The organism is Streptomyces sp. NBC_01198, from assembly GCF_036010485.1.
In the GTDB taxonomy this organism is placed as follows: Bacteria; Actinomycetota; Actinomycetes; order Streptomycetales; family Streptomycetaceae; genus Actinacidiphila.
The window spans coordinates 5439810-5453301 of sequence record NZ_CP108568.1; the positions used below are offsets into that span (position 1 = coordinate 5439810).

10 protein-coding genes are annotated in these 13492 nt (G+C 72.3%); 5 read left to right on the top strand and 5 right to left on the bottom strand.

Annotated features, from left to right (window positions below; genetic code table 11):
* Nucleotides 1-19 precede the first annotated feature (19 nt).
* The 5 genes from OG702_RS24220 to OG702_RS24240 form a co-directional block, all read right to left on the bottom strand.
* A complete protein-coding gene (locus tag OG702_RS24220) occupies nucleotides 20-1858 on the bottom strand; it encodes a glycoside hydrolase family 3 protein (protein ID WP_327291036.1) in 1839 nt (612 codons plus the stop codon).
* Between the two features lie 158 nt (nucleotides 1859-2016).
* The gene (locus OG702_RS24225; protein ID WP_327291037.1) at nucleotides 2017-2556 is read right to left on the bottom strand and encodes a hypothetical protein; all 540 of its coding nucleotides are present in this window, start codon (nucleotides 2554-2556) and stop codon (nucleotides 2017-2019) included.
* A 148-nt stretch (nucleotides 2557-2704) separates the two neighbouring features.
* A complete protein-coding gene (locus OG702_RS24230; protein WP_327291038.1) occupies nucleotides 2705-3607 on the bottom strand; it encodes a LysR family transcriptional regulator in 903 nt (300 codons plus the stop codon).
* A gap of 98 nt (nucleotides 3608-3705) precedes the next feature.
* A complete protein-coding gene (locus OG702_RS24235; protein WP_327291039.1) occupies nucleotides 3706-4503 on the bottom strand; it encodes a sugar phosphate isomerase/epimerase family protein in 798 nt (265 codons plus the stop codon).
* A gap of 169 nt (nucleotides 4504-4672) precedes the next feature.
* Nucleotides 4673-5758: a LacI family DNA-binding transcriptional regulator gene (locus OG702_RS24240; RefSeq protein WP_327291040.1), complete on the bottom strand. Its 1086-nt coding sequence runs from the start codon at nucleotides 5756-5758 to the stop codon at nucleotides 4673-4675.
* A 276-nt stretch (nucleotides 5759-6034) separates the two neighbouring features.
* Between OG702_RS24240 and OG702_RS24245 the strand changes: the two genes are divergently transcribed.
* The 5 genes from OG702_RS24245 (at nucleotide 6035) to OG702_RS24265 (ending at nucleotide 13121) form a co-directional block, all read left to right on the top strand.
* A complete protein-coding gene (locus OG702_RS24245; protein ID WP_327291041.1) occupies nucleotides 6035-7186 on the top strand; it encodes a Gfo/Idh/MocA family protein in 1152 nt (383 codons plus the stop codon).
* On the top strand, nucleotides 7183-8337 hold the full coding sequence (locus tag OG702_RS24250; protein WP_327291042.1) for a dihydrodipicolinate synthase family protein: 1155 nt from the start codon (nucleotides 7183-7185) through the stop codon (nucleotides 8335-8337). Before OG702_RS24245 ends, OG702_RS24250 begins: the two co-directional genes overlap by 4 nt.
* On the top strand, nucleotides 8334-9179 hold the full coding sequence (locus OG702_RS24255; protein ID WP_327291043.1) for a sugar phosphate isomerase/epimerase family protein: 846 nt from the start codon (nucleotides 8334-8336) through the stop codon (nucleotides 9177-9179). Before OG702_RS24250 ends, OG702_RS24255 begins: the two co-directional genes overlap by 4 nt.
* Nucleotides 9180-9487: 308 nt before the next feature.
* On the top strand, nucleotides 9488-11707 hold the full coding sequence (recD2, locus tag OG702_RS24260) for an SF1B family DNA helicase RecD2 (RefSeq protein WP_327291044.1): 2220 nt from the start codon (nucleotides 9488-9490) through the stop codon (nucleotides 11705-11707).
* 124 nt (nucleotides 11708-11831) lie between these two features.
* Complete coding sequence (locus OG702_RS24265) at nucleotides 11832-13121, top strand: citrate synthase (protein ID WP_327291045.1); 1290 nt, start codon at nucleotides 11832-11834, stop codon at nucleotides 13119-13121.
* Nucleotides 13122-13492: the final 371 nt, after the last annotated feature.

Genomic DNA, 13492 nt, shown 5'->3' on the forward strand with positions numbered 1-13492 from the left:
CCGCACCCCGGGTGGACCGTCAGGCCCGGCTGCCGTAGTCCAGGCCGTAACCGATGGGGTAGAGCGCCGTCGCCGGGTCGTCGGCGCGCGGGACCGCGACCGGCAGCCTGCCGCCGGGTGCCGCCTTGCCGGCGATCACCCGGGCCGCCGCGCGCATCGAGACGTCGGTCCAGCCGTAGGTGGCCAGCGACGCGGCCACCGGCGGCAGCCAGGCGATGTCGTAGGGATTGCGGATGGCGACCGTCACCACCGGGACCGACGTGGCGGTGAGCGCGGTGACCAGGGCGATCTGGGCGGGCGCCGCGGCCGTCACGTTGTAGGTGCAGACGATCACTGCGTCCTTGCCCGCCGCCGCGGCCACCGCCTGGTCGATCACCGCCTGCGCCGGCGCGGTGCCGGTGGACAGCGCCTGCGCGGAGCGGCCGAGGTCGGTGAGGGCCTTGGCCAGCACCCCGGTCGGCGGACCACCGGTGCCCGAGGGCGCCGCCGGATCGGCGCCGACCACCAGCAGGTCGCGGTGCGAGCGGCGGGGCAGCGGCAGCGCTTCCGCGTCGTTGGCGAGCAGCGTGATGCCGCGTTCGGTGATCCGGTCGGCGGTCGCGAGGTGCGCGCGGGTGCCGACGTGCCGGTCGACCCCGGCGTGGGTGACGTAGGGGTCGCGGAACAGGCCCTTGCGGAATTTGAGCGCGAGGATGCGTTCCAGCGACACCGCGATGCGCTCCTCGGTGAGCTCGCCGGAGGCCACCGCGTCCATGACGCCCTGGTAGGCGACGCCCAGCAGCGGCGGGTTGAGCAGCTGGTCGACACCGGCCTTGAGCGCCAGAACCGGCACCCGGTCGTCGCCGTACTTCTCCCGCACACCCGCCATGTCGAGCGCGTCGGTGACCACCACGCCGTCGTAGCCGAGCTGTTCGCGCAGCACGCCGGTGAGGATGGGATGCGACAGCGTGGCCGGGTCGCCGGAGTCGTCCAGGGCCGGCACCAGGATGTGCGCGGTCATGATCGAGTCGATGCCGGCCGCGATCGCCGCGCGGAAGGGCGGGGCGTCGACCGCCTGCCACTGCTCCAGCGAGTGCGTGATGATCGGCAGCGAGAAGTGGCTGTCGGTGCCGGTGTCGCCGTGGCCGGGGAAGTGCTTGGCGGTGGAGGCGATTCCCGCGCCCTGATAGCCCTTGACCTGCGCGGCGGCCAGCGCGGCGACCGCGCTGGGGTCCGCACCGAAGGAGCGGACGCCGATCACCGGATTTCCCGGGTTGATGTTGACGTCGGAGACCGGGGAGTAGTTCTGGTTGACACCCATGGCGGCCAGTTCGGTGCCGATCACCCGGGCCGCCGTCCGCGCGTCCGCGGGGCTGCCGTCGGCGCCGAGGGCCATGCCGCCGCCGAACAGGGTGGCCGGCGCGCCGATCCGGGCGACCGCGCCCTGTTCCTGGTCGGTGGAGATCAGCAGCGGCACGGGGGTGCCGTGCGACAGCGCGGCGCGCTGGATGCCGTTGGACAGGTCGGCGATCTGGTGCGGATTCTGCGTGTTGTGGGCCCACGCGAAGTAGATGATGCCGCCGACGTGGTAGGTGGCGAGCAGTTCCGCGGCGTTCGCGACGCCGATCTCGCTCTGGTTGGCGGCCACGTCCGCGGGGTCGGGGTCGGTCGCCGACGCTCCGTAGATCCGCATGACGAAGAGCTGGCCGACCTTCTCCGCCAGGCTCATCCGCTGGATGATCGCGCGGATGCGGCGGCGGTCGGCGCTGCTCAGCGCGGATCCGGCGGCGGAGGCGGGCGCCGCGGTGGCCATGGCGGCGGAGCCGGCCGCGGCTGCTGCTGCGGTGAGGACACTGCGGCGGGACGGGTGGTGGTGCAAGACGGACTCCTTCTGGGCGGAGGAGAGTGCACGCGGTGAAAGAAACTGCCGGATGTACACGGATAGCGTGGAAGTTTTCGCCAGTCAATGGGCCGGTCGAACCTCCGTGCCGACCGCGGAGCGGTAGCAGCCGTTCCGCCCGCGCCGCCGGCGGGTCGTCAGCCGAAGACCGGCCGCGCCGGGATGCGTTCCTTCGCCACCTGGAAGACCACCGAGACGCGGAAGGCCACCAGGCACTCCTGGGGCGGCTCCGGCTGGCTCACCCGCAGGTCGAGCCGGTCGCCTGACACCCCGAGCGCCGCCGCGGTGGCCGCGCTGCACCCGGTCGTCGCCGTCCAGCCGACCAGCAGCTGCCGGGTGAAGTCGGTGCTCCGCGCCGCCGCGGCGATCCGCGCCTGCGCCTGCGGGTCGCCTGCGCTGAAGGCGGCGGCGTACCGGTCGGCCTCGGCCCGGTCGTGCAGCACCTGGTGACCGTCCGGCGGGCCCTTCGGCGCGGCCGAGAAATAGACCACCCGGTCCGGGGCCGTGCCACCGGTCTGCCCGGCGCTGCGGGAGGCGGTCACGCTGCCCGGCGCCTGACCGGGCGCGTCATCCGGCCCGCCGGCGCCGGACTTCCCGCCGCACCCGGCGGCCGGCACCGCGAGCGACGCGGCCAGCACCACCGCCGGGACCGCCCTGCGCACCGTCGTCGTCAGCACCACGCCGATGGGACGGCCGCCGGGCCGTACCGGTTCCCTGCCGCCGCCGGACGGCGGGACGTACGGACCCGGGCCCGGCGGCCGCCGGGCCCCGCCTCACCTTCCGGGTGCCGGACGCACGACCCGCGCGTCGGCCGTCCGGCCGCCGTCAGTGCGCAGCCGGCCAGTGCGCCCGCAGCGTGTCCACCGCCACCCCGATCGACGGTCTGCGGGACGCACCCGCCCGCCACAGCGCGTAGAGCCGCCGTACGGGCGTCGGTTCCAGCCGCAGCACCCGCACCCCCGCGGGAATCCGCCCCCGGCCGAGCCTGGGCACCAGCGCGATGCCGAGGCCGGCCTCCACCAGCGCCACCTGAGTGCGGTACTCGCCGACCTGATAGGCCATGTCGGGCTCCGTCCCGGCCTCCCGCAGCGTCCGGACCAGCCAGTCGTGGCAGACCGAACCGGGCGGCTGGCAGATCCACCGCTCCCGGGCCACATCCGAGCGCAGCAGCCCGTCCCGGTCCGCCAGCCGGTGCCCGGCGGGCACCAGCACATCGCACCGGTCGTCGCCGAGTACCGCCCGCTCCACTCCTTCGGGTGCGGGAAGCGGGGCGATGTCCCAGTCGTGCGCCACCGCCAGATCCACCACCCCGCGGGCCACCAGGTCCACCGACAGATGGGCGTCCACCTCGACGAGCCGCAGGTCCAGCGACGGATGCTTGGCCGCCAGTTCGGCCAGAACCGGTGGCAGCAGCCCGCAGGCCGCGGTCGGGAAGGCTGCGACCGTCAACCGCCCGGACGGCCTGCCCCGCTGCTCCTCCAGCGCCACCTCCGCCTGCTCCACGATCGCCAGCAGCTGCTCGGCGGTCGCGACCAGCAACTGCGCGGCGTCGGTGAGCGCCACCCCGCGGCCCTGGCGCTCCAGCAGCACCGTGTGCGTCTCCCGCTCCAGCTTCGAGATCTGCTGCGACACCGCCGAGGGCGTGTAGCCGAGCGCCGTGGCCGCGGCGCCGATGGACCCGTGCGTGTGCACCGCGTGCAGCGCCTTCAGGCGCGCCAGATCGAGCATGCGTCCCTCCTTCGCCCTCCTGCGCCCGCATCCCCTCGCCGTGCGCTGCCCGCTCCCGCGGCAGCCGGGCCTGACCCGGCGGACGGACCTGCCCGGGGTCAGGCGGACTCGGTGAGCAGCCGTGTCAGGTGCTCGCGGGCCGGCCCCAGCAGCTCCGGCAGGTCCGCGGCCTGCGGATACCAGCGCTTCTCGTACTCCCAGCAGAGCCAGCCGTCCCAGTCGGCCCGGCTGAGCACCTCGACGGTCTCCGCCAGCGGCAGCACCCCGGCACCCAGCGGCAGCGGTGTCGTGTCGGCGGCGGACGCGATGTCCTTGACCTGGAGGTAGCCGAGGTACGGCGCCAGCGCCGGGTAGCTGGCCGACGGCTGCTCCCCGGCCAGCCAGGTGTGCATGACGTCCCACAGCGCACCGGCGCCGCGGTGCCCCACCCGGCCGAGCACCCGCGCCACATCCGCGCCGCCGCGGTGCGAGTCATGGGTCTCCAGCAGCACCCGCACCCCCAGATCCTCGGCCACCGGTGCCGCGGCGGCGAGCCGCCGTGCCGCCAGCGCGTCCGCCTCGTCCGTACCGAGGCCCGCGCCACCGGGGAATACCCGTACGAAGGACGCACCCAGGTCGTGGGCCAGCGTCAACGCGGCGCCGATCTCGTCGAGCACCGGCCCGTCGTCGCCGGCGGCGGCCACCTTGGCGTAGCCGGCCACGGTCAGGATCTCCACGCCTGCCTTGCCGAACTCGGCGGCCACATCGGCGCGTTCGTCCGCGGACAGCCCGGTGTGCACCGGGCCCTCCGGGCTCGCGCGCAGCTCGACGCCGTGGAAGCCGTTGTCGGCCGCGAGCCGGGCCACCTGCTCGACGGGCAGTTCGGGAACACCGAGGGTGGAGAAGGCGAGTCTCATTCGCCGGACACTAGGCACCCGATCGGGCCTGGTCAACCGTGATCCATCCGACACACGGACCCGCGCCGGATCCGTTGCCGGGCCCGCCGGCCGGGGCGCCAGCCGTCGGCCCCGCCCGACGGGATCCCTGCCCGAACTGCGGTGCGGGCGGGCTGTCGACACCTTCGGATCAGGAACGGCCGGCCGCGGGCGGGGCCGTCGACCCGCGGACCATCAGCTCGGTGGCGATGGTGGCCACCCCGCCCGGCGGCGGGGCGACCCGTCCCATCACCAGTCGCCCGGCGCGGGCGCCCGCCTCCTGCAGGGGGATGCGAACCGTGGTCAGCGCGGGGGAGGCGTCGGCGCTGAACGGCAGGTCGTCGAAGCCGGCCACCGACACGTCGCCGGGAATGCTCAGGCCGCGGTCGCGCAAGGCGGCGCACACGCCGAGCGCGACGGTGTCGTTGGCGGCCACGATCGCCGTCACCCCCGGGTCCCGCCGCAGCAGTTCGAGCGTGGCGTCGTAGCCGGCGCCGCGGTCGTAGCCGCCGTGCACGATCAGCCGGTCCGCGTCCTCTCCCGCCCCGGTGCCCGGCCCCATGCCGTGTCCGGCGAGTGCCGCCCGGTGGCCGGCCAGCCGGTGCCCTGTGGTGCTGCGTTCGGCCGGGCCGGTCACGTAGCCGATCCTGCGGTGGCCGAGGGAGAGCAGATGCTCCGTCAGCCGCCGGGCGCCGCCCTGGTTGTCGAAGGCCAGCGTGGTCAGCGGGCCGCTCTCGCCCGGCAGTGTCAGCGGCGGCCGGCCGCAGAGCACGATCCGGGTGCCGGAGGCGGCCAGCCGGCCGAGCCGGGCGAGGACCGCCGCGCTGTGCACCGGGCTGTCGACGGCGCCGCCGGTGAGCACCACTCCGGCGGCCCGCTGGCGCTCAAGCAGGGTGAGATAGGTGAGTTCGGCCGCGGGGGAACCGCCGGTGTTGCACACCACGGTCAGCTTGCCGCCCGGTTCTGCCGCGCCCACGCCGACCTCGGCCTGCAGCGCGCTGGCGATCAGGCCGAAGAAGGGGTCGGCAACGTCGTTCACCAGCACCCCGACCAGGTCGGAGGTGGCCGCGGCAAGCGCCCGCGCCTGGCCGTTGACGACGTAGTCGAGTTCCGCCACCGCGCGCTGGACCCGCTCGCGCGTGCTGCCCGCCACCGGGTAGTTCCCGTTGAGTACGCGGGAGACCGTGGCGGACGACACCCCGGCGCGTGCGGCGACATCGGCCAGCGTCACTGCCATCTCGCTGCGGTCCTCCTCCGTCTGCCGGGAATCCGGTGGATTCCGCGCGCGTCATGGTCTCATCCCGGCCGGTCGCCGTCATTCGTACGTACGCGCGGCGGCAGGACGCGACAGTAAGCGCTTTCTCCGGCGCCTGATCGGCTCTTGCCCGAAGCGAGACCCGCGGGTTAGCGTGCTGCTGGAAGAAAGCGCTTGCTGTACGTGCCCGTACGCCGTCCCCGGCGCGATGGGTTCCGTCGCACCGGACCCGCCGAACCACCGAGAAGAGGACCCCACGTGACACGCAGGACTGTGCGGATCGCCATGAACGGCGTCACCGGACGCATGGGCTACCGGCAGCACTTGGTCCGCTCGATCCTCAGTCTGCAGGAGCAAGGCGGTCTCGACCTGGGCGACGGCACCGTGCTGTGGCCGGAGCCGGTCCTGGTGGGCAGGCGGGAGCACGCGCTGCGCTCCATGGCCGCGCAGCACGGCATCGAGCACTGGTCGACCGACCTCGACGCAGTGCTGGCCGATCCCTCGGTGGAGATCTACTTCGACGCTCAGATCACCGCGGCGCGTGAGACCGCGGTGCGTCAGGCGATCGCGGCGGGCAAGCACATCTACTGCGAGAAGCCGACAGCCACGTCGCTGGACGGCGCCCTGGAGATCGCCCGGCTCGCCGTCGCCGCCGGAGTCAAGCACGGCGTTGTGCAGGACAAACTCTTCCTGCCGGGCCTGCAGAAGCTCAAGCGGCTGGTCGACGGCGGCTTCTTCGGCCGCGTCCTGTCCATCCGCGGCGAGTTCGGCTACTGGGTCTTCGAGGGTGACTGGCAGAGCGCGCAGCGGCCGTCGTGGAACTACCGCGCGGAGGACGGCGGCGGCATCGTCGCGGACATGTTCCCGCACTGGGAGTACGTCATGCACGAGATCTTCGGCCCGGTCCGTACGGTGCAGGCCCTGGCGACCACCCACGTGCCGCAGCGCTGGGACGAGCAGGGCAAGCCCTACGACGCCACCGCGGACGACGCCGCCTACGGCGTCTTCGAGCTCGAAGGCGGCGCCGTCGCGCAGATCAACTCCTCCTGGGCGGTCCGCGTCCATCGTGACGAGCTGGTGGAGTTCCAGGTCGACGGCACGCACGGCTCCGCCGTCGCCGGGCTCCGCAACTGCCGCGTCCAGCACCGGTCGGCCACTCCCAAGCCGGTGTGGAACCCGGACCTGCCCGCCACGGAGGCCTTCCGTGACCAGTGGCAGGAGGTACCGGACAACACCGAATTCGACAACGGCTTCAAGTCCCAGTGGGAGCTGTTCCTGCGGCATGTCGTCCTCGACGAGCCCTGGCGCTGGGACCTGACGGCCGGCGCGCGGGGCGTCCAGCTCGCCGAACTCGGCCTGAGGTCCTCCGCCGAGGGCCGACGCTTCGACGTTCCTGAGCTGGCCCTGTGAGCATCCGGCTGCCCGACGAGTCGGGTGTTCTGCGCGACTATGTACCGCGCTCGCAACCCGTCACCCTGACCACGGATCTGCCACTGCGCAGCCGGGTGGTGTATTCCGCGGCCCATGTGGTGGCCGACCCGCTGCGGACCGCCGCCGACGCCCCGGCAGCGGTGGACTGGGACGCCACGCTGGCCTTCCGGCGGCATCTGTGGGCCCACGGACTCGGCGTGGCCGAGGCCATGGACACCGCGCAGCGCGGCATGGGCCTGGACTGGGCGGTGGCCGCCGAGCTGATCCGCCGGTCGTCGGCGGAGGCGCGCTCCGCCGGCGGCCGGATTGCCTGCGGTGTCGGCACCGACCAGCTGACCGGCCCCGCCGCGACCCTCGCCGAGGTGACCGCCGCCTACGAGGAGCAGCTCGCGGTGGTCGAGGAGGCCGGCTCGCAGGCCGTCCTGATGGCCTCCAGGGCGCTCGCGGCGATCGCCGAGGGCCCGGAGGACTACCTCCAGGTCTACGGTCATCTGCTGCGGCAGTCCTCAGAACCGGTCATCCTGCACTGGCTCGGCCCGATGTTCGATCCGGCGCTCGCCGGCTACTGGGGCAGCGACGATCTGGACGCGGCCACCGAGACCTTCCTCGACGTGATCACCGCCCACCCGGACAAGGTGGACGGCGTCAAGATCTCGCTGCTGGACGCCCGGCGGGAGGTGGAGCTCCGGCGCCGGCTCCCGGACGGCGTGCGCTGTTACACCGGCGACGACTTCAACTACCCGGAGCTGATCGCCGGCGACACGCAGGGCTTCAGCCACGCGCTGCTCGGCATCTTCGACCCGCTCGCGCCGCTGGCCGCGGCGGCGGTCAGCGCCCTGGACACCGGGGACGTCGACGGCTTCCGGCGGCTCCTCGACCCGACGGTGGAACTGTCCCGCCATCTGTTCTGCGCCCCGACACGCTTCTACAAGACCGGTGTCGTCCTGCTGGCCTGGCTCGCCGGCCACCAGCGGCACTTCACCATGGTCGGCGCACTGCAGTCGGCGCGCTCGCTGCCGCACCTGGCGCGGGCGTACGAACTGGCCGACCGCGCCGGGCTCTTCCCCGACCCGGCGCTCGCCGAGGCGCGGACGCGCGCCCTGCTGACCCTGCACGGAGTGGACGCATGACCGGCACCACGGCCCAGGACCTCACCCGGCTGAGCATCAACCAGGAAACCGTCAAGCAGTGGTCGCTGCCCGAACTGGCCGCGGGATGCGCGGCCGCCGGGATCGGCTCGGTCGGCCTGTGGCGGGCACCGGTCCAGGAGTACGGCGTGCAGCGCGCCGCGCGCCTGATGCGCGACAGCGGGCTCACCGTGACGTCGCTGTGCCGCGGCGGCTTCTTCACCGCCCTGGAGCCGGAGGCGCGGGCGGCCGCCCTGGACGACAACCGGGCGGCGATCGACGAGGCCGCGGCCCTGGCCACCGGCACCCTGGTGCTGGTGTCCGGTGGACTGCCGGCCGGCGACCGGGACATCGCCGCGGCCCGGGAGCGGGTCGCCGACGCGCTCGCCCTACTGGGCCCCTACGCCGCCGAGCGGGGCGTGCGGCTGGCCCTGGAGCCGCTGCACCCGATGTACGCGTCCGACCGGTGCGTGATCTCCACCCTCGGCCAGGCGCTGGACATCGCCGAGCGCTTTCCCGCCGAGCAGGTCGGGGTCGTGGTGGACACCTACCACCTGTGGTGGGACGACCTGGCACCCGTGCACACGGCCCGCGCGGGTGCGGGCGGCCGGATCGCCTGCTTCCAGCTGGCCGACTGGGTCACCCCGCTGCCCGAGGGCGTGCTGCTCGGCCGCGGCCAGCTCGGCGACGGCTGTATCGACCTGAGCGGATGGCGGCGGCGCGTGGACGCGGCCGGCTACCGCGGGGCCGTCGAGGTGGAGATCTTCAACCCGGGACTGTGGGCGCGGGACGGTGCCGAGGTGCTGGCGGAGGTCGCGGAACGGTACGTCCGGCACGCCGTCTGAAAAAATCTTGAGAATTTCGGCGGTCATAGGACAACCCTCAGGGCCGGTTGCCAGTCGTACATGGCATCACGGCTCCCGGGAGGGGTTTCAGGGAGCCAGGAGATGCGCCCGAGGGGGGCTTCGGGGGTAGCAGGGGGAACGCGAGAGGGGTCCGGCAGCCGCCGGGCCCCTCTCGCGCGTCCCGGGCCGCCCGCGGCCGCTGTTCGGGCTCGTACGGCGCCCGGCGGAGTTGTCCACAGGCTCGGGACGCGGTGTCCGCGCCGGCCGGTACCTTCGGACCAGATCGACTCGGGGGAGGGAGGCCCGGCATGACGGACCAGGGACTCGCGGTGCTCGAAGGTGTCCTGGAGCGGATCACCTATGCCAACGAGGACAACGGGTACACGGTCGCGCGGGTGGACACCGGCCGCGGCTCGGGCGACCTGCTGACCGTCGTGGGCGCGCTGCTGGGCGCCCAGCCCGGCGAGTCACTGCGGATGCACGGCCGTTGGGGCTCCCACCCGCAGTACGGCAAGCAGTTCACCGTGGAGAACTACACCACCGTCCTGCCCGCCACCATCCAGGGCATACGCCGCTATCTGGGCTCGGGGCTGATCAAGGGCATCGGCCCGCGCATCGCCGAGCGCATCGTGGACCACTTCGGCACCGGCACCCTCGACGTCATCGAGGGCGAGCCGAAGCGCCTGATCGAGGTGCCGGGCCTCGGCCCGAAGCGCACCCGGCTGATCGCCGCCGCCTGGGAGGAGCAGAAGGCGATCAAGGAGGTGATGGTCTTCCTGCAGGGCGTGGGGGTGTCCACGTCCATCGCGGTGCGGATCTACAAGGGGTACGGCGACGCCTCGATCTCCGTGGTGAAGAACCAGCCGTATCGCCTGGCGGCCGAGGTGTGGGGCATCGGCTTCCTGACCGCGGACCGGATCGCCCAGGCGGTCGGGATACCGCACGACAGCCCGGAGCGGGTGAAGGCCGGTCTGCAGTACGCGCTGTCGCAGGCGACCGACAGCGGGAACTGCTTCCTGCCACAGGAGCGGCTGATCGCCGACGCGGTGAAGCTGCTGCAGGTGGACACCGGCCTGGTGATCGACTGCCTGGGCGAGCTGGCCGCGGAGGAGGGCGTGGTCCGGGAGAGCGTGCCCGCTCCCGACGGGGACGGCGAGCCGGTCACGGCGGTGTATCTGGTGCCCTTCCACCGTGCCGAGATATCGCTCGCGGCGCAGGTGATGCGGCTGCTGCACGGCCCGGAGGACCGGATGCCCGCCTTCCGGGACGTGGAATGGGACAAGGCGCTGACCTGGCTGGCCGGACAGACCGGCGCCGACCTCGCCCCCGAGCAGCAGGAGGCGGTCCGGCTGGCGCTGACCGAGAAGGTCGCCGTGCTCACCGGCGGCCCCGGCTGCGGCAAGTCCTTCACCGTGCGCTCCGTGGTCACGCTCGCCCGGGCGAAGAAGGCCAAGGTGGTGCTGGCGGCGCCCACCGGGCGGGCCGCGAAACGGCTGTCGGAGCTGACCGGCACCGAGGCCTCCACGGTGCACCGGCTGCTGGAGCTGAAGCCCGGCGGGGATGCCGCGTACGACCGGGACCGGCCGCTCGACGCGGATCTGGTGGTGGTCGACGAGGCCTCCATGCTGGACCTGCTGCTGGCGAACAAGCTGGTCAAGGCGGTGCCGCCGGGCGCACACCTGCTGTTCGTGGGGGACGTGGACCAGCTGCCGAGCGTCGGGGCCGGCGAGGTGCTGCGTGACCTGCTTGCGGCCGAAAGCCCGGTGCCCGCGGTGCGGCTGACCCGGATCTTCCGGCAGGCGCAGCAGTCCGGGGTGGTCACCAACGCGCACCGGATCAATTCCGGGCTGCCGCCGGTCACCCAGGGCCTGCCGGACTTCTTCCTGTTCGCCGAGGAGGACTCCGAGGAGGCCGGCCGGCTCACCGTGGACGTGGTCGCCCGCCGCATCCCCGCCAGGTTCGGCCTCGACCCCCGGCGGGACGTCCAGGTGCTCACCCCGATGCACCGTGGCCCGGCCGGCGCCGGTGCGCTCAACGGCCTGCTGCAGCAGGCCGTCACCCCGGCACGGCCCGACCTGCCGGAGCGCAGATTCGGCGGCCGGACCTTCCGGGTGGGCGACAAGGTGACCCAGATCAGGAACAACTACGACAAGGGCGCCAACGGCGTCTTCAACGGCACCGTGGGCGTGGTCACCGCCCTGGACGCGGTCGAGCAGCGCCTCACCGTGCACACCGACGAGGACGAGGAGATCGCTTACGACTTCGACGAGCTCGACGAGCTGGCCCACGCCTACGCGGTGACCATCCACCGCTCCCAGGGCAGCGAGTATCCGGCGGTGGTGATCCCCGTCACCACCGGGGCCTGGATGATGCTCCAGCGCAACCTGCTCTACACGGCTGTGACCAGGGCGAAAAGGCTCGTCGTGCTGGTCGGCTCCCGGCGGGCGATCGGGCAGGCGGTGCGCACGATCTCGGCGGGTCGGCGCTTCACAGCTCTCGACCACCGGCTGTCCGGAGGCGCAAAATAGGCACTCCGTGCCACCTTTCGGTCCGATGGCCGACCCCGAGTGCACGCGTGCGTGCCAAATGGGGGACAGTGGACGTAGTCAGGGCACCTCGAAGAAGAGGCAAAACCGTCGGTGAGGGAATGACGTGAGCGACAACTCTGTAGTACTGCGGTATGGGGACAGCGAGCACAGTTACCCGGTGGTTGACAGCACGGTCGGCGACAAGGGCTTCGACATCGGCAAGCTGCGTGCCGATACCGGCCTGGTGACGCTGGACAGCGGCTACGGCAACACCGCGGCCTACAAGTCCGCGATCACTTTCCTCGATGGCGAGGAGGGCATCCTCCGCTACCGCGGTTATCCGATCGAACAGCTCGCCGAGCGCGGCACCTTCCTGGAGACCGCTTATCTGCTGATCAACGGCGAACTGCCGACGGTCGACGAGCTGGCGGAATTCAAGGGCGAGATCACCCAGCACACCCTTCTGCACGAAGACGTCAAACGGTTCTACGACGGCTTCCCGCGCGACGCCCACCCGATGGCGATGCTGTCGTCCGTGGTCAGCGCGCTGTCGACGTTCTACCAGGACAGCCACAACCCGTTCGACCCCGAGCAGCGCCACCTCTCCACGATCCGGCTGCTCGCCAAGCTGCCGACGATCGCGGCGTACGCGTACAAGAAGTCCGTCGGCCAGCCGGTGGTCTACCCGCGCAACGACCTCGGCTACGTCGAGAACTTCCTGCGGATGACCTTCTCCGTCCCGGCCGAGGAGTACCAGCTCGACCCGGTCGTGGTCAGCGCGCTGGACAAGCTGTTCATCCTGCACGCGGACCACGAGCAGAACTGCTCGACCTCCACGGTCCGGCTGGTCGGCTCCTCGCAGGCGAACCAGTTCGCCTCGATCTCGGCCGGCATCAGCGCGCTGTGGGGTCCCCTGCACGGCGGGGCCAACCAGTCGGTGCTGGAGATGCTGGAGGGCATCCAGGCCAGCGGTGGCGACGTCGACTCCTTCATCCGCAAGGTGAAGAACAAGGAGGACGGCGTCAAGCTGATGGGCTTCGGGCACCGCGTCTACAAGAACTTCGACCCCCGGGCGAAGATCATCAAGGCGGCGGCGCACGACGTCCTCTCGGCGCTGGGCAAGTCCGACGAGCTGCTGGACATCGCCCTGAAGCTCGAGGAGCACGCGCTCAGCGACGACTACTTCGTCTCGCGCAAGCTCTACCCGAACGTGGACTTCTACACGGGTCTGATCTACCGCGCCATGGGCTTCCCGACCAGCATGTTCACCGTGCTGTTCGCCATCGGCCGGCTGCCCGGCTGGATCGCCCAGTGGCACGAGATGATCAAGGAGCCCGGCTCCCGGATCGGCCGCCCGCGGCAGATCTACACGGGTGTCGAGATCCGCGACTACGTCTCGGTCGAGGCCCGCTGAAAAAGGCGCCGTCGTGCGCCCCACAAGGCCTTCGCGGCCATGTGACAGAGCAAAAAAGGAAGCGCCCCGCGCTGGATCCCCCCACGGGTCCGGCACGGGGCGCTCCCCGTTCCCCGGAACGGATCCCCCCACGGGTCCGACCGGGCGCTTGTGTGGCGACTGCGCCGTTGCCGGGACGAAAACGGCCCGGGAGGGCCGCTCAAGCTCCCCGGGTATCGCCCCGGCGACGCGTTCCGGACCGTCCCCCAAGACAGTCCGACCTACAGCCCCCCACCGGCTCCACCGGGAGCGCGGTGCTCAAGACATAAGACCCGCCAACCACTGTAATGGTTACGTTCTCCGCCATGTGATCTACGTCTCTTCGCGAAGGC